General features: G+C 67.5%; 14 protein-coding genes and 1 pseudogene. 6 read left to right on the forward strand and 9 right to left on the reverse strand.

All coding sequences use genetic code 11. From position 1 onward, the window contains the following. Positions 1 to 105: 105 nt before the first annotated feature. From AC5P6S_RS11035 to AC5P6S_RS11075, 9 genes are all read right to left on the reverse strand, one after another. Positions 106 to 1644, reverse strand: a complete 1539-nt coding sequence (locus AC5P6S_RS11035) for a GGDEF domain-containing protein (RefSeq protein ID WP_005412741.1) — start codon at positions 1642 to 1644, stop codon at positions 106 to 108. A 224-nt stretch (positions 1645 to 1868) separates the two neighbouring features. After that, positions 1869 to 2744, reverse strand: a complete 876-nt coding sequence (gene tsf / locus AC5P6S_RS11040; protein WP_005408747.1) for a translation elongation factor Ts — start codon at positions 2742 to 2744, stop codon at positions 1869 to 1871. Between the two features lie 125 nt (positions 2745 to 2869). After that, entirely contained in the window at positions 2870 to 3676 is an 807-nt protein-coding gene (gene rpsB, locus AC5P6S_RS11045) for a 30S ribosomal protein S2 (RefSeq protein ID WP_005408748.1), read from the reverse strand. A gap of 220 nt (positions 3677 to 3896) precedes the next feature. After that, positions 3897 to 4595, reverse strand: coding sequence for a fimbrial biogenesis chaperone (locus AC5P6S_RS11050; RefSeq protein WP_043034858.1), 699 nt, complete (start codon positions 4593 to 4595; stop codon positions 3897 to 3899). After that, a complete protein-coding gene (locus AC5P6S_RS11055; RefSeq protein ID WP_012479612.1) occupies positions 4595 to 4840 on the reverse strand; it encodes a hypothetical protein in 246 nt (81 codons plus the stop codon). The genes AC5P6S_RS11050 and AC5P6S_RS11055 overlap by 1 nt, the downstream gene beginning before the upstream one ends. Before the next feature lie 203 nt (positions 4841 to 5043). Then, complete coding sequence (locus AC5P6S_RS11060; RefSeq protein WP_043034859.1) at positions 5044 to 6081, reverse strand: Csu type fimbrial protein; 1038 nt, start codon at positions 6079 to 6081, stop codon at positions 5044 to 5046. After that, positions 6078 to 8456, reverse strand: coding sequence for a fimbria/pilus outer membrane usher protein (locus tag AC5P6S_RS11065; protein WP_100438041.1), 2379 nt, complete (start codon positions 8454 to 8456; stop codon positions 6078 to 6080). Before AC5P6S_RS11065 ends, AC5P6S_RS11060 begins: the two co-directional genes overlap by 4 nt. A gap of 7 nt (positions 8457 to 8463) precedes the next feature. After that, positions 8464 to 9213: a fimbrial biogenesis chaperone gene (locus AC5P6S_RS11070; RefSeq protein ID WP_043034861.1), complete on the reverse strand. Its 750-nt coding sequence runs from the start codon at positions 9211 to 9213 to the stop codon at positions 8464 to 8466. Then, positions 9213 to 9743, reverse strand: coding sequence for a Csu type fimbrial protein (locus AC5P6S_RS11075; protein ID WP_043034862.1), 531 nt, complete (start codon positions 9741 to 9743; stop codon positions 9213 to 9215). Before AC5P6S_RS11075 ends, AC5P6S_RS11070 begins: the two co-directional genes overlap by 1 nt. 173 nt (positions 9744 to 9916) lie before the next feature. On the opposite strand from AC5P6S_RS11075, the gene map reads away from it, so the two are divergent. From map to dapE, 6 genes and pseudogenes are all read left to right on the forward strand, one after another. Next, positions 9917 to 10759, forward strand: coding sequence for a type I methionyl aminopeptidase (gene map / locus AC5P6S_RS11080; protein ID WP_005408754.1), 843 nt, complete (start codon positions 9917 to 9919; stop codon positions 10757 to 10759). 20 nt (positions 10760 to 10779) lie between these two features. Further along, positions 10780 to 13389 (forward strand): [protein-PII] uridylyltransferase, encoded by a 2610-nt coding sequence (locus AC5P6S_RS11085; protein ID WP_447177726.1) that lies wholly within the window; start codon positions 10780 to 10782, stop codon positions 13387 to 13389. After that, positions 13389 to 14450 (forward strand): 2,3,4,5-tetrahydropyridine-2,6-dicarboxylate N-succinyltransferase, encoded by a 1062-nt coding sequence (gene dapD / locus AC5P6S_RS11090; protein ID WP_005408756.1) that lies wholly within the window; start codon positions 13389 to 13391, stop codon positions 14448 to 14450. The genes AC5P6S_RS11085 and dapD overlap by 1 nt, the downstream gene beginning before the upstream one ends. A gap of 135 nt (positions 14451 to 14585) precedes the next feature. Beyond that, positions 14586 to 14852 (forward strand): annotated as a pseudogene (locus tag AC5P6S_RS11095) (hypothetical protein); the annotation flags it as partial. Between the two features lie 31 nt (positions 14853 to 14883). Beyond that, on the forward strand, positions 14884 to 15255 hold the full coding sequence (locus AC5P6S_RS11100; protein WP_005412750.1) for an arsenate reductase: 372 nt from the start codon (positions 14884 to 14886) through the stop codon (positions 15253 to 15255). Further along, positions 15252 to 16379 (forward strand): succinyl-diaminopimelate desuccinylase, encoded by a 1128-nt coding sequence (dapE, locus tag AC5P6S_RS11105; protein ID WP_049395930.1) that lies wholly within the window; start codon positions 15252 to 15254, stop codon positions 16377 to 16379. Before AC5P6S_RS11100 ends, dapE begins: the two co-directional genes overlap by 4 nt. Positions 16380 to 16552: the final 173 nt, after the last annotated feature.

The following is a 16552-nucleotide window of genomic DNA, read 5'->3' on the forward strand; positions in this document are numbered from 1 at the left end:
TGGAAATCGCGGGCGATTCTACGCGCATGCGGCGTCGGGCCATAGTGTTTTGTGCACTGCGGCGTAAAATCCTGGCGTTCGCCCTGGTCATCCGGGGCTTCCGGTTCAGCCCAGCTCGGCGCCCGCGGTCGCTGACAGCTCGTCGTGGCCGAGGGCGCCGGGGGAGCGCGCGATCACCCGGTTGCGGCCGAGGTTCTTGGAGCGGTACAGCACGTCGTCGGCGGCGCGCAGCAGGTCCTGCACGTCGGCGAAGCGTTCGTAGCCGCCCTGGGTGGCCACGCCGGCGGAGAAGGTGACGAACAGCGGGCCGCCTTCCAGTTCGGCCATCGGCGTGGCAACGATGTTGGCCAGTACCCGGCGGATCACGTCCAGTGCTACCGTTTCGCTGGTGTTGGGCAGCAGCGCGACGAACTCCTCGCCGCCGAAGCGGGCCACGGTGTCGCTGTGGCGCAGCTGGCCCTGCAGTTTGCCGGCAAAGGCCCGCAGCACCTCGTCGCCGGTCAGGTGGCCATGGGCGTCGTTGATCTTCTTGAAGTCGTCCAGGTCGATGAAGGCCACCGACAGCGGCCAGCCCTGGCGACCGGCGCGCAGGAATTCCTGCTCCAGCACGGCTTCCAGCTGGCGCCGGTTGAGCACGCCGGTGAGGGCATCTCGATGGGCCTGGTCGGCCAGGCGCTTGGCCCGGGCTTCGAATTCGTCAGCGCGGCGACGGGCCTGGTCGGCATCCTGCAGTTCGCGCAGGTTGCGCAGGGTGGCCAGCTCCTGCGCGTGGTCGATCAGCTCGCGCACCCGCGAGGGGGAATTCAGGCCGGCCTCGAACAGGCTGGCGATGTCCGGCAGGGCCTCGCTGATGCGGGTCAGGACCTGGTCGAAACGGGCGCTGTCCAGTTCAAGGCGGTCATGCACCTGCTGCAGGGCGCGCTCGCGGGCGGCATCGGCGTCATCGTCCAGCCAGATGTCGGCCACGGCACCGGACAGCTGCACGCAGGCCTGGAACGGCGATTCCGCGGCGTCCAGGTCTTCGCTGTGGCTGATGCTCTCCACCAGGTAGCGCGGCAGGCCCCACTGCTCGGCCACCCAGGCGCCGACCTCGGCGTGGCTGCAGCCCAGTTCGTCGCGCTCGCGCGCGACCAGGTCGATGTTGTCGCGTGCTTCGCGCAGCAGCGGCAGGTAGCGCTCCGATTCGGCCTGGGCCAGGCACAGTACGCCCAGGTCCTGCAGCAGGCCGGCCAGCATCAGTTCTTCCAGCCGGCGCAGGCCGCGGGCCTGGCCCAGCTGGCTGGCAGCCAGCGCGCTGAGGATGCTGCGCTTCCAGGCGCGTTGGCGCAGGTCGTGGTCGGCGCCGGTGCCGCCGGTCAGCCCCTGGGTGACGGTGAAGCCGAGGGCCAGGCTGATCGTGGCATTCAGGCCGAGCATGGTCAGTGCCTGGCCGAGGTTCTCGATCCGGCGGCGGCTGGCGTACAGCGGCGAATTGGCGATGCGCAGCATGCGAGCGCTCAGCGCCATGTCGATGGCGATGATGTCGGCGGCGGTGGCGATATCCGCTTCCGGGTCCTGTGCCAGTTCGATGATGCGCAGGGCAATACCGGGTGGCGAGGGCAGGTTGCGGCAGAGCGCCAGGGCAGCTGTCAGCTCGGGAGGCATGTCGGGTCGTTCAATTCCATTGGGACAAGAATACCTAGGAATGCATCACAGTCCGCGATTTTCGTTCCTGCTAAATGACTGTTGATTCCCTGTGCCGAGTATCGGCTTGATTCGCGCGCAACGCAAAGGTGCCGCTGTGCGCACCCCACAGGGCCGCCGGCATAAAAAAAGAGCCGCGGTCTCCCGCGGCTCCTTCTGGTTGCTTCACAGCCGGAAGGCTGGAATCAGACCTGCATCGCCTTGGCAACTTCGGCGGCGTAGTCTTCCACCACCTTCTCGATGCCTTCGCCGACGATCAGCAGCTTGAAGCCAGCAACATCGGCGCCAGCGGCCTTGACCACCTGCTCGACGGTGGTGTCGCCCAGCACGTAGGTCTGGCCGTACAGGGTCACGTCGCTGACGATCTTGTTGATCTTGCCGCTGATGATCTTTTCCAGGATGTCGGCCGGCTTGGCCTTGTCCTTTTCGGACATCTTGGCCAGCTCGATTTCCTTTTCCTTCTCGACGAAGTCGGCCGGAACGTCCGCAGCCTTGTTGTGCGGCGGCTTCAGCGCAGCCACGTGCATGGCCAGGCCACGGGCCAGCTCGACGTCGCCGCCGATCAGATCGACCAGCACGCCGACCTTGCCGTTGGTGTGGACATACGCACCGATGTTGCCGGTGGTGTCGACATTCACCATGCGACGGATCTGGATGTTCTCACCCAGGGTCTGCACGGCGGTGGCGCGGGCTTCTTCAACGGTGCGGCCATCGGCCAGCTTGGCAGCCTTCACGGCTTCAACGTCGGTGGCGCCCGATGCCAGGGCGGCAGCGGCAACGGCATTGACGAAGGACTTGAAGTTGTCATCGTTGGCGACGAAGTCGGTTTCCGAGTTGACTTCGACCAGCACGGCCTTGCCGCCATCCTGGGCCAGGCCCAGACGGCCTTCGGCGGCCACGCGGTCAGCCTTCTTGTCGGCCTTGGCAGCGCCGGACTTGCGCATGGCTTCAGCAGCAGCGTCGATGTCGCCGTTGGCTTCGGTGAGCGCCTTCTTGCATTCCATCATGCCGGCGCCGGTGCGCTCGCGCAGTTCCTTGACCAGGGAAGCAGTGATTTCCACGGGATTACCTCACGAAAGAAAGGGGTTGGGCCGGCATGGTGGCCGGCCCGTGTGACACGGTCCTGTCACGCGCCAAAGGCTGCGCGCAGGGAGGGTGGACGCCGGGCGTCCACCCCGGGCCTGGATCAGGCCTGGGCGTCGTCGCCCTTCTTGGCAGCCTTCTTGGCCGGAGCGCGGCGGGCCGGCTTCTCTTCGCCTTCAGCAGCGGCTTCAGCGAACTCTTCCTCACGCACCGAAGCAGCGTGCGGAGCAGCAGCCTTGCCTTCCAGCACGGCGTCGGCAGCGGCGCGGGCGTACAGCTGCACAGCGCGGATGGCGTCGTCGTTGCCCGGGATGGCGTAGTCCACCAGTTCCGGGTTGTAGTTGGTGTCGACCACGGCGATGACCGGGATGCCCAGCTTCTTGGCTTCCTTGATCGCGATGTCTTCGTGGCCGATGTCGATCACGAAGATGGCGTCCGGCAGGCGGTTCATGTCCTTGATGCCGCCCAGCGAGGCTTCCAGCTTGTCGCGCTCGCGACGCAGGCCCAGCACTTCGTGCTTGACCAGCTTCTCGAAGGTGCCGTCGGTTTCACCGGCTTCCAGTTCCTTCAGGCGGGCAACCGACTGCTTGACAGTGCGGAAGTTGGTCAGGGTGCCGCCCAGCCAGCGCTGGTTCATGAACGGCATGCCGCAACGCTCGGCTTCTTCCTTGATGGTTTCGCGGGCGCTGCGCTTGGTGCCCAGGAACAGGACGGTGCCGCGCTTCTGGGCAACCGACGAGATGAAGTTCATCGCGTCGTTGAACAGCGGGACGGTCTTTTCCAGGTTGATGATGTGGATCTTGCCGCGGGCGCCGAAGATGTACGGAGCCATCTTGGGGTTCCAGTAGCGGGTCTGGTGGCCGAAGTGGACGCCGGCTTCCAGCATCTGACGCATGGTGACCTGGGGCATTGCAATACTCCTGATATGGAACCAGCGATTCCGCCCGCGGGGATAGGTATGCGGGACGCGTGGAAGCGCGATCGGTTCCGGGGTTGGGCTTCCCTGTTGCCTCCGTGGCCGAACTCCTTGCGGAGCACCCCGGCACGGATGGGGGCAGCAGGTGTGGATTCACCGGTGACGTCCGGTGTGGACGGGTTCCCGCGCACGCAGGCGGCAGGAATCCGGTCGATTATAGCCCGCTCGGTGCGCTGGCTGCAATTGCCGGGCCTGGAGCGACCAGATCGACCATCCGGCCATCCTGCAGCCGGGCCTGGAAATGACCGCCGGCGTAGCCATCAGCGCGGGCGGGCAGGGCCCAGCGGCGCTCATGGCCGGCCAGCAGATACCCGGCCAGACCGGGCAGCAGCAGGGTGCGCTGACCGCCGCTGGTGATGTAGGCGAGATCGTTCAGGCGTGCGTGCAGGGTACCGGTGTTGCTCAGTCGCAGGAAGGTATGTGACTGGCCGGGTTCGATCCCTGCATGCAGCCGCGACTGGGCCATTGGTGTGGCGTGCCCGCGGAACAACGGCAGCGAATAGCGCTGCAGGCCTGGCGTAGTGGGGGCCAGGACGACCCGATAGGCCTGTTCGCCGACAGCGGATGCCGGCTGGCGTGGCAGCAGCCAGATGCGCTGTCGGACGCCGGGCGGGATGTCGAGCAGGGTGGGGCTGGCGAGCACCTGGTCGGTGGGACGCAGCATGTCCGCGTCGGTCTGCTGGTCCCACGCAAGGATCTGTACCCGGCCCTGCCAGCGGCCGGGGCCGGGGTTGAAGAGCCAAAGTTCGCCCTGGCCACCTTCGGCGGGCAGCTGCAGTGTGGTCGGCAACAGGTCCAATGCCGCGGCAGGCAACGCCAGCAGCATCGCCAGCAGGGTCAGAAGTGCCCGCATCAGTAGATGACGGTCACGGCGGACGTCGTGTCTTCGTCGTCGGCGGGAGGCGCGAGCTCGCGGACCTGGGGCGGAAGTTGCGGTGTGTCGCTGCGCTGGTGGGGTGCGGGGCAGTGGGTGCTGCCGGGGTCATCGCGGCAGGCTTCGACCACGGTCAGGCGGATCTGCAGGTTGCTGGGGCCGGGTTCGGCCCACGCCGATGTGCTGGCGAACAGTATCGCCCCGATCAGAAATGCGCGAGCCACCTGGCAACCACCGTGCTGAAAGATCTCGCTGCGCGGTATCGGCTGGATCGGCCGAATCTGTAGCGTCGACTGTCAGTCGACTGCTCCTGGCACAGGAATGATGCGCGCATCCACGCATGACGTGGATCTGCCGAAACCGCCCCGGTGGGCGTCGATCGTCCGAAACCTGCCTGGTGGGTGCCGACCGTTGGTCGGCACACAGGTCAATAAGTGATCGTCACCTGCACCACATCGTTGTAGATGCCGGCCGGGGGCTGGCCGGTGACCGGCGGCACCCGGCCATGGATCGTGAGCTGCTGCGCGCTGCCACTTCCGGTGCCGCCAACGGTATCGACGTTGAGGGTGTTGCCCCAGCGCAGGCTGCGCGCGGCATCGCGGTACAGCTCGTAGGTGAGGTAGTAGGTGCTGCCGCCGATGGTGGTGGCCATGCGCCGCGTGCTGGTGGCGGTGGGATTGTTCTGGCCGTTGTTGAGGCTGACCTGGTAGGCCGTGTTCTTCAGGCAGGTCAGGGTCAAGGTGGCGGTCTGGTCGATGTTGGCGGGAATGCCGCCGGTGACGTTGCCGAAGTTCATGTTGGTGGTGACATAGCTTCCGCACTGCGGCAACACGTTGGCGGTGGCGGTAAAGCTGAAGGCGGCACTGGCGCTGTTGGTACCGGTGGCGCCGCCGTTGCAGGTGGCGGGCACGGTGGCGGTGCCGAGCAGCACTTCGTTCCAGGCCCAGGTCAGCACCACGTTCGCACCGCTGAACGTACTGCTGTAAGCGCCCGACGCCAGGATCTGGTTGGCCGGGATCTGCGCGAACAGCTGGGTCGACTGCGCACCGCTGCCACCGGTCAGCAACGGCACGCTGTAGGTCATGGTCAGTTCCTGTGCCGGCGGCGTGCCACGCGGGGTCAGCCCGGTTACCTGGCTGAAGTTGGAGGTGTTGTAGAGCTGGAAATTCATGCTGTCGCTGGCGCTGGTCTTCATCGTGCGCCAGCTGGAGCTGCTGCCGCCGCCGCTGCCGGCGCCGATGCCCACGCAGACCCGCACGCCGGTGGTGGCCAGCAGGCTCAACGCAGCGGTGGTGCAGGTCACGGTGATGTTGAGCGTGCCGGTGGTTGCACCGGGGGCATTGCTGTTGACGTTGCCAAACGGCAGCGTCGGGTCGGCGACGGCGGCGCACACCGCGACGGCGCGGGCCGGTGCCGCCGCCAGCAGGCCGGCGACCAGCAGCAGGCCGAGCAGCAACGTCCTCATGGCGCTACCTCCGGGATGCACGCCAGCGGTGCCGGCTTCGGTCGCGCGCCGGAAGCCACCACCTTGGGCACGTCCGGTACCTTCACCCTGCATTGCCCGCGGCTGGTGGTGATGTACAGCACGCTGCCGGCGGACACGTCTTCCAGGTACAGCAGCCCGTCATAGCCCACCAGCGCCTGTCGCCCGTCCGGCAGCTGCACCTCGCTGCCGACCTCCAGCGGTTGCCCGTCCATGCCGTGCAGGGTCAGGTTCAACGACGGCCGCGAACGCAGCGCGAAGGTCACGCGGGTACCGGCGCGTTGGCGGGGTGTCACCCAGTCTTCGATGCGATCGGCGCGCATGTCCTCGGGCAGGTCCAGGGTGTCGATGGAGACGCGGTTGCGCTGCCAGGACAGCAGTGGGCTGACCAGCAGCAGGCCGCGATCATCGGTCACGCCGATCAGCCGGTTTTCCAGCCGCACCGGCACGCCGCCCACGCCGTTGGTGCTGATGACTGCGAACGCGTCGGAGACTTCGCGGGTGGCGAAGGCATGCCCGCCCATCCACACCAGGCTGCCACTGGCGCTGGCGTAGGCATAGTTCAGGCCGCCCTGGCGCGAGGCGCCGAATGAGTAGCGACCGACGTCATTGAGGATGCCGACTTCGGCCAGGCCGCCATTGCCGTCCTCGCCATGGCGCACCTGCGCGCGCCAACCGACGCCGCCGGCGCTGCCGTCGCCGGGCACCGGCTGGGTCACGTCCGCTACCCAGCTCTGGCTGTCGCCGTTGCGCTGGCTGGAGAGGCTGGCCTGGCGGTTGTTGCCCAGGCTGGCGGTGACCGACAGGTAGATGCTGCGGTCATCGCTCTTGTCCAGGTTCTGGTTCACCGACAGGTAGGCCGACCACCGCTGGCTCCAGGTGCGTGACCAGAACAGACTGGCGTAGCGGTTGTCGTCTCCGTCGGGATAGCGCAGGCGCAGGTAGCTGGCGCTGAGCGTGCCCAGCCGCAGCAGATCGGCGCCGACCGTGGCCTGTTCACTGATGCTCGGCGGCAGGCTGCCCTGCAGTGCGCCCAGGTCGCGGTAATCGCCATGGCTGCGCACGCTGCGCAGATTGAAGTTGAGTCGGCGGTTGTTCCAGCTGTAGCCCAGTGCCCATTGCCCGCCCCGCAGGCCGTGATAGTCACTGTGCGCATAGGCGGCGTTGAACACGCCCGCGCCGCCGAGCAGCCACCAGCCGCCGATGCCGGCCTGGGCCAGGCCGCCGCCGCCTTCGGCATGTGCTTCGCCGGTAAAGGTGTCGCTGATACCGCCTCGCCAGCTGGCACTGGCCACGGTGCGATCGTCGTAGGCGAAGGAACGCTGGCCGAAATCCTCACGCAGGCGGCCAACGCCGGCCGACCAGTCCGACAGGCCCTTGGCCAGCAGCTGCTGGGTGCCATAGAAACTGAAATCCAGCGTCTGCATGCGCCCGAATGCATCGGTCACCACCACCTGTGCGCTGCCGGTGCCGCTGATGCCGGGTTGCGCGGCCAGCTGGAACGGACCGACCGGCACCTGCCCGCTGTACTGGCGCAGGCCATCGACGTACAGCTCTACCGTGGACGGCACCACCGCCTGGCCGAGGAAGCTGGGCGTGGGGGTGAGTACGCGATACGGCTGCAGGCCGTAGTTGCGGCCGATCTGCAGGCCGCCCAGACGCACCGGACGGGTCCAGTCGACGAAGCCGCTGTAGAAATCGCCGACCTCCAGCGTCATCGCCTTGTCGGGGAAATCCAGGCTCCAGCGCGTATCCAGGCGCACGCTCTCACCGCGCCAGCGACGGTCGCCGGGCTGCTGGTAGCGCCGGCTGATCGCTGTGTTCTCGACGGTGCCGTTGCCGATCCCGAACAGGCGCAGCTCCGAGCTGAGGCTGAGGTTGCCGAGCATGTCGACCCGGCTGCCATACAGGTCGTAGTTCAGCAGCAGGCCGGGCGAGGCGGTGCTGGCCGGTGCCCGGGTCTGCGGCTGGCTGAGCACGGTGGTCGGCAGGGTCAGCTGGTCCAGCGGCACGTCCAGGGCCAGGGTCTGCATATGCGCGTCGTAGCGCACAACGGCCCCGCTGATCTGGTCCAGATAGACCGGCGCATCGCCGCGGGCGCTGAAGCCGAGCTGGCGCAGCACTTCCGGACTGGCCTGCAGCCGGCCACGGGTTTCAGTGAATGGCAGCAGGCCGCGGGGCGTGCTGTTGAGCGAGACGTCCAGGTACAGGGTCTGGCTGGCGGTCAGGGGCGTGGGGGCGGGCAGGATCGCGTCGGCCGACACCCCGGAGACGTCCGCAGCCCCGGCGGCAGCCACGCCGGACACATCGGCGGCTTCGGTCGCCGCAGGAGCCAGGGCAGCAAACAGCGCGCCCATCAACGCCTCAGCGAGCCGGTGGCGGCGACAGCGGCGTCTGTTCCGACTCGCCATTGAGCTTGGCCGTGATCTGGTCGTTGTCGCGGTCGATGGCCGTGCGCTCGATCGGCCAGCGCATCACCTGCCCGGGCAGTACATAGCCCAGCAGGCCGGGGTGCACGATGCGCGGGCGCTGGACGCTGCCCAGCGCCAGGTCGGCGATCTGTGCATAGCTGTTGCCGGTGTTGGCCACCTCCACGCCGTTGCGTCCGTCCTGCAGCCGGACCAGGCTGGCCTGCAGGCGCGGCGCCAGCTTGCCGCCCGAGGGTTGCACGAACACCGGGATCGAATAGCGCAGCACGAACTGCATGCCGTTGGCGCGGGTCGCCAGATCAGGCACCTCGTCGACGATCAGCCGGTAGTACTGCTGTGTCGCAGGCGGTTCGTGGTTCGGGCGCATGACCCGTACCAGCTGCTGCTGGCCCGCGCCCAGTTCCTGCATCGGAGGGGTGGCCAGCAGTTCCTCGGTGGGCAGCAGTTGTTCCTGGCCATCCTGCTGTACCCAGCGGAAGACCCGCACCTGCAGCCTGACCGGCGAGGTGCCACTGTTGGTCAGCCACAGTTCGCCGGCGCGCTGGCGGGCCTCAAGCTGCAGGCTGGTGGGGGCGACCTGGAGGCTGGTGGCACCGGCAGGGGCTGCGGCCAGCAGGGAGAGGGCGAGCAGCGCCACGCCGGTGGCGCGCCACGGGCGGGGTCCGGCCATGCGGGCGTGCTCCATCAATAGGTGATCGTGGCGGTGACCGTATCCAGGTAGTTGCCGGTGGCCGGGTTGTTGGTGCTCAGGTTCAGGATTTGGCCGTAGACGATGTAGGGCACGGCCAGGCCAGTGCCGATGCCGGCCTGGGTGTTGGTGCCCGAGGTTGCACCCCAGACCAGGGTATGAGCGGCGTCCTGGTAGAGCTGGTAGCCAACGAAGTTGTTGGCGGTCACCGCGGCGTTGGTGTTCTTCATCCGGCGGGTGGTGACGTCGTTGGCGGTGCTGGCATTGGCGCCCGCGTTCAGCGAAATCGTGTACGGGGTCAGGGCCGAGCACTGGGCGGTCACCGTGCCCTGGCCCAGGGTGGGGGTCGCCGTGGTCGAGGCCGCCGTGCCGAAGTCAACGTTGGTGGCCGCCGCCGCCGTGATGGTGCAGGCCTTGGTGACCACCAGGGTCACGTTGAAGGTCGTGGTGTCGGCGGCCAGTGCGGGGCCGGCCAGCAACAGTCCGGTCAGGACCCAGGCGAGCGGTGAGCGGAGCGTGGATCGCATGGACAACCTCCCTGACCCGAAGGTCTGTTGAACAAGGCGAAGGCGGCAGGTTCGGGGCCGCTTTGACAACGGTCGTAGCCAGCTTCTGCGGGTAAGTGTCTGTAATCCGTGATAAACAGGCGTGCGAAAGGGTGGAGATCGTCACGCTTTCACTTTCCTTGCCGGAACCGTGCATGCCCCGGATCGCCAGTTGGGTGGCGTTCGTTCAGATTGCAGCGGGATCGGCGATAATGGGCGCCATGAGCGTGAATCTGAAAACCCCGCAGGAAATCGAGATGATGCGCATCGCCGGCCGCCTGGCCAGCGAAGTGCTCGACATCGTCACCCCCCACGTCAAGCCCGGTGTCACCACCGAGGAGCTGGACCGCATCTGCCACGACCACATCGTGAACGTGCAGGGCGCGATTCCGGCCAACGTCGGCTACCGCGGCTTCCCGAAGACCGTGTGCACCTCGGTCAACAACGTCATCTGCCACGGTATTCCCAGCGAAGGGAAGGTGCTGAAGGATGGCGACATCATCAATATCGACGTTACCGTCATCAAGGACGGCTGGCACGGCGACACCAGCCGCATGTACTTCGTCGGCACGCCGTCGGTGATGGCCCGCCGCCTGGTGGAAACCACCTACGAAGCGATGTGGCGCGGCATCCGTGCGGTGCGTCCGGGCGCAACCCTGGGCGACATCGGCCATGCCATCCAGAGCTATGCCGAAGGCGAGCGTTTCAGCGTGGTGCGCGAGTACTGCGGCCACGGCATCGGCAAGGTCTACCACGACGAGCCGCAGGTGGTGCATTACGGCCGCCCGGGCCAGGGCCTGGTGCTGCAGCCGGGCATGACCTTCACCATCGAACCGATGATCAACGAGGGCACCCGTTACAACAAGGTGCTGCCGGATGGCTGGACCGTGGTGACCAAGGACCGCAAGCTGTCGGCGCAGTGGGAGCACATGATCGCGGTCACCGAGACCGGCGTCGACGTGCTGACGCTGTCGCCGGGCGAGTCGCAGGTCTCCTGAGGATGCTGCCGGCGAGTTCGCTGCTGGACACGCCGGCCGCGTCGCTCAACGACCCGGACTGGGCTGCTGCCGCGCGCCAGGCGCTGCAGCAGGCCGACGCGCGCCTGTACCGCCGCTTCGACCAGGGCGACAACATCGAGCGCCTGCTGGCGCTGCGCGCGCGTGCCGCCGACCATCTGATCCGCCTGGCGTGGCAGCGCTGCCTGCCAGTCGATAGTGGCCTGTCGCTGTTCGCGGTGGGCGGCTATGGGCGCGGTGAGCTGTTCCCGCGCTCGGACATCGACCTGCTGGTGTTCGGCGGCCCGCCGGCACAGCTGGCGCACGAAGCGGCACTGGCGCGCCTGTTTGCGCTGCTGTGGGATTGCGGGCTGGCGGTCAGCCATGCGGTGCGTTCTGCATCCCAGTGCCGCGAGGCGGCGACGGACCAGACCGTGCTGACCGCGCTGATCGAGGCGCGCCCGATCCTGGCTGATGATGCGGCGCGCCGCGCGCTGCGCGAGGCCATCGACGACCGCGAACTGTGGCCGGCACGCGCGTTCTTCCTGGCCAAGCTGGAAGAGCTGCGCAACCGGCACCAGCGTTTCGGCGATACCGCCGACAACCTGGAGCCGGACCTGAAGGATGGCCCCGGTGGCCTGCGCGATCTCAACACGCTGGGCTGGATGGCACTGCGCGCCTTCGGCGTGCGCGACCTGGAAGCCCTGGTCGGGCTCGGCCATCTGGGTGCCGACGAAGCCGCGGCGCTCAAGCGCGAACGTGCGGTGCTGGCGCGGTTGCGCTTCGGCCTGCACCTGGTAGCACGTCGCCCGGAAGAGCGCCTGCGTTTCGATTACCAGAAGACCCTGGCCGCGCGCCTGGGCTTCGAAGACGACGCCGAGAACCTCGGTGTCGAGAAGATGATGCAGGGCTTCTACCGCGCCGCGCTGGTGGTGCGGCGGATCAGCGACCGCCTGCTGCAGCGCTTCGAGGAACAGTTCGATGGCGAAGCGCAGCCGGAACCGCTGACCGTGGGCTTCTCCCTGCGCCGCGGCTACCTGGCCGCCAACGAGGCCGACTGGCCGCGTGGCGATATCGGCCAGGTGTTTGCGCTGTTCTCCAGCTGGGCCAACAATCCGCAGGTACGCGGCCTGCATTCGCTGACCGCGCGCGCGCTGGCCGAAGCGCTGCCGCTGCTGCCGGCCTACGACCAGGCCGACACCGACGCGCGCGAGCAGTTCATGACCCTGCTGCGTGGCCAACGCCCGGTCGATACGCTTTCGCGCATGGCGCGGCTGGGCGTGCTCGGCCAGTGGATTCCCGCGTTCGCCCAGGTCAGCGGGCGCATGCAGTTCGACCTGTTCCATGTCTATACCGTCGACCAGCACACGCTGATGGTCCTGCGCAACATCGGCCTGTTCGCCAGCAGCCGTGCCGACGAACGCTTCTCGATCGCCCATGAAGTCTGGCCGCGCCTGCGCAAGCCGGAGCTGCTGCTGCTGGCCGGCCTGTTCCATGACATTGCCAAGGGCCGCGGCGGCGACCATTCCGAACTGGGCGCGGTCGATGCGCGCGCGTTCTGCCAGGCGCATGCGCTGAGCACGTCCGATACCGAACTGGTGGCGTGGCTGGTCGAACAGCACCTGCGCATGTCGGTGACCGCGCAGAAGCAGGACATCGCCGACCCGGTGGTGATCCATCGCTTCGCCACCCTGGTGGGCAGCCGCGACCGCCTCGACTATCTGTACCTGCTGACCTGCGCTGATATCGCCGGCACCAGTCCGAAGCTGTGGAACGCGTGGAAGGACCGCCTGCTGGCCGATCTGTATTTCGCCACCCGGCGCGCGCTGCGCGAAGGGCTCGAGCATCCGGTACCGGCGGCCGAGCGCGTGGCAGAGGCGCGCGACAGCGTGCGCGCACTGGTGCGCGAGCAGGGTTACGACGACGCCACCATCGACCGCCAGTTCGCCGTGATGCCGGATGAGGGCTTCATTCGCCTGCGCCCCGAGCAGCTGGCCTGGCAGGCCGCCGCGCTGGTACCGGTGAAACAGGGCCAGACGCTGGTGAAGGTGCGCCGCATCAGTGTCGACGACCCGGCACTGGAAGTGTTCGTGCATTCGCCGGACCGCGACGGCCTGTTTGCCGCCATCGTGATGACCCTGGACCGCAAGGGCTACGGGATCCATCGCGCGCGCGTGCTGGATGGCCCGGCCGACACCATTTTCGATACCTTCGAAGTGAATCCGGCCGACAGCTTCGCCGATGGCAGCAGCGCCAACCTGGAGGCCGCGCTGCGCGAGGCACTCAGTGGTGACCTGTCGCGCCTGCGCCCGTCGCGTCGGGTGGTGCCACGCCAGCTGCGCCATTTCCGCTTCGCGCCGCGCATCGAGTTCCGCGATGAACCGGGCGCAACCCGTTTTGCCCTGGTCGCACCCGACCGCCCCGGCCTGCTGGCCGACGTGGCGTTCGTGCTGCGCAACCAGGGCCTGCGCGTGCATGATGCACGCATTGCCACGTTCGGCGAACGCGCCGAAGACACCTTCGTGATCAGTGACGAACACGACCTCCCCCTGACTGAACCTGCCCGGCAGCAGCTGCATGACGCGATGCTGGCCTGCCTGGACCCTGATCGAAACGCCGGAGACCCCGCCTGATGGCCACCAAGCCTGTTAAGAAGACTGCTGCCACCGCCAAGAGCGCAGCGGCCAAGAAAACTGCCGCCGTGCCGGCCGCGAAGAAGGCCGCCGCGCCGAAGAAAGCCGCGGTGGTGAAGGCGCCGGCGAAGAAGGTGGCGGCACCGAAGAAGGCCCCGGCCAAGAGCGCAGAAGCCGCACGCGCCGAAACCATCGCCCGCAAGTCGCTGCGCAAGCCGGCCGCGCCGGGCGTGGAAGAACTGAAGTTCGGCATCGAAAGTGCCTTCGAACGCCGCGCCACGCTGACCCTTCACGAACTGGAAGGCTCGACCAGGCCGCTGGTCAACCGTGTGATCGATGGCCTGGAAAGCGGCGAATTCCGCGTTGCCGAACCGGACGGCCACGGTGGCTGGAAGGTCAACGAGTGGCTGAAGAAGGCCGTGCTGCTGTATTTCCGCGTCAACGACATGGCCGTGGTCGACGCACGTCCGGCGCCGTTCTGGGACAAGGTCGAATCGCGTTTTGCCGGTTATGACGAAGCGAAGTTCCGCCGTGGTGGCGTGCGCGTGGTGCCGGGCGCCATTGCCCGCCGCGGTACGTACTTCGGCAAGGACGTGGTGCTGATGCCGAGCTTCACCAACATCGGTGCCTATGTCGGTGAGGGCACCATGGTCGATACCTGGGCCACCGTGGGTTCGTGCGCGCAGATCGGCCAGCACTGCCACCTGTCCGGCGGTGCCGGCATTGGCGGCGTGCTGGAACCCCTGCAGGCCAGCCCGACCATCATTGAAGACCACTGCTTCATCGGTGCGCGTTCGGAAGTGGTGGAAGGCGTGGTGGTCGGTCACCACAGCGTGATCGGCATGGGCGTGTTCCTCAGCCAGAGCACCCGCATCTACAACCGTGCCACCGGCGAGATCACCTACGGCTACATCCCGCCGTACAGCGTGGTGGTGTCCGGCTCGCTGCCGAGCAAGGACGGTACGCATTCGCTGTACTGCGCGGTGATCGTCAAGCAGGTTGATGCCAGGACCCGCAGCAAGACCAGCGTCAACGACCTGCTGCGCGGCCTGGCCGACTGAAGGTGGCTGCGCCGGAGGATCTGGCGCAGTCCGCGATCTACCGGCATCCGTCCGACACCCTGTTGGGGCGGATGCTGCCGCGCCTGCTGCACGCCTGCGCTGGACCCGACTGCGCCGCGCACTGTCGCGGCGCTGGCCGATGCCGGCGCCGCCTTCGGTGGCCATCAGGCCCTCCTGCGTTTCCTCACCTGCCAGGACGAGGCCATCGCCCGCACCTGCGACTGTCGCTGGGCCAGCACCCGCGTCGCGCTGCCGGTAGACCTCGACAACCTGCAGCCGCTGCGCCTGGAACGCGAGCTGCAGTGCCCGCGCCTGCAGGCGATGGGCGTGGCGCTTGCATCGGGCCTGGCCTTCCGCTTGCCGAGAGTGCCGTTCCGGGTCGTGTCCGAGCGCCTGTTGTGAGATTCTGGCCCTCTGTTTTCCAGCATCACAGATGGCCATGAGCACCACTGTCTACGGTTTGAAGAACTGCGATACCTGCAAGAAGGCGACCAAGTGGCTGGACCGCTTCGGCGTGCCGTACACCTTCGTCGACTACCGCGAGAACAAACCCAGCCCGGAAATGCTGCTGGAATGGGCCGCGCAGCTGGGGGGGCTGGCGGCGATGGTCAACAAGTCCTCCACCACCTGGCGGCAGCTGCCGGACAACCGCAAGGCTGCGGACTCCGAGGCCGAATGGAAGCTGCTGCTGCGCGAGTATCCGCAGCTGATCAAGCGCCCGCTGGTGGTCACCGCCGATGGCAAAGCCAGCCAGGGTTTCAGTGACAATGGTTTCAAGGCACGCTTCGGCGTGGGCGACGCATGAGCGCGGTCCTCGACCTGACCTGCGAGCTGATTGCGCGACCTTCGGTAACGCCGGACGATGCTGGTTGCCAGGCGCTGTTGGCGGCGCGGCTGAAGCAGGCCGGATTCCAGTGCGATCATCTGCGCCTGGGCGACGTTGACAATCTGTGGGCGACCCATGGCCAGGGCGCGCCGGTGCTGGTTCTGCTGGGCCACACTGACGTGGTGCCCACCGGCCCGCGCGAGTCCTGGACCAGCGACCCGTTCACCCCACATATCCGCGATGGCGTGCTGTATGGGCGCGGTGCCGCCGACATGAAAGGCAGCGTGGCGGCGTTCGTGGTGGCCGCCGAGCAGTTCGTCGCCGACCATCCCGACCATCCCGGCACGCTGGCGGTACTGCTGACCAGCGACGAGGAGGGCGATGCCATCGATGGCGTGCGCCACGTTGCACGCCTGTTCGCCGCACGCGGGCAGCGCATCGACTGGTGCATCACCGGTGAGCCGTCGTCGACCGCGACGCTGGGCGATCTGCTGCGCGTGGGACGTCGCGGCAGCCTGTCGGCCAAACTGCGCGTCCAAGGCGTGCAGGGCCACGTGGCGTATCCGGAAAAGGCACGCAACCCGATTCACCAGGCGGCGCCGGCCCTGGCAGAACTATGCGCGCGGCGCTGGGACGAAGGCTACGAGAGTTTCCCGCCGACCAGCCTGCAGATCTCCAACATCCACGCCGGCACCGGTGCCAACAACGTGATTCCCGGTGAGCTCGACGTGGATTTCAACATCCGCTACAACCCGCACTGGGATGCGCCGAAGCTGGAGGCGGAGATCACCGCACTGCTGGAACGGCATGGCCTGCAGTACACGCTGAAGTGGCATCGCAGCGGCGAGCCGTTCTACACCCCGGAAGGCACGCTGCGCGCCATCGCCCGTGCGGTGCTGGCCGAGCACATCGGCCGCGCGCCAGAAGAAAGCACCGGCGGCGGCACCTCCGATGCACGCTTCATCGCGCCATTGGGCGCGCAATGCATCGAAGTAGGCCCGGTCAATGCCAGCATCCACCAGGTGGACGAGAATGTGCGCGTGGACGATCTGGAAGCGTTGCCGGGGCTGTACCAGCGGCTGGTGGAACGGCTGCTGGTGTGAGGAGGGCGAGTGCCGACCGTGGGTCGGCACACCTTCCGCAGGACTGCAGCCGGGCCCTGGTCCGAAAAGATGAATAACGGCGGCATGATCGCCTTTTCCCAGTAGCTTGGCGCGCCATGTAGAAGCGCTGCGCCTGGGGCCTGGCGAACAAGCCGGCCGCCGCTGGCAGGGCC

It is taken from the genome of Stenotrophomonas sp. YJH_SMC_119 (genome assembly GCF_059368315.1).